Raw genomic sequence first — 212 nt, 5'->3', positions numbered from 1 at the left:
CAGGTTGGTGTACCTTACATCATCGTATTCATGAACAAATGTGACATGGTTGACGACGAAGAGCTACTAGAACTAGTAGAGATGGAAGTTCGTGAACTACTTTCTGAGTACGATTTCCCAGGTGATGACCTACCACTAATCCAAGGTTCAGCGCTTAAAGCACTAGAAGGCGAAGAGCAGTGGGAAGCGAAGATCGTTGAGCTTGCAGAAGC

1 protein-coding gene is annotated in these 212 nt (G+C 45.8%); it reads left to right on the top strand.

Going from position 1 to position 212, the window contains the following annotated elements:
• Nucleotides 1–212 (top strand): GTP-binding protein (locus CKO50_RS23045; protein ID WP_255231192.1); only part of this gene is annotated, 212 nt, incomplete at both ends.

The organism is Pseudoalteromonas sp. HM-SA03 (genome assembly GCF_002289345.1).
Classification (GTDB): Bacteria; Pseudomonadota; Gammaproteobacteria; order Enterobacterales; family Alteromonadaceae; genus Pseudoalteromonas.
The sequence above is the reverse complement of the archived record's forward strand: the minus strand, read 5'-3'. Positions and strand labels throughout refer to the sequence as shown.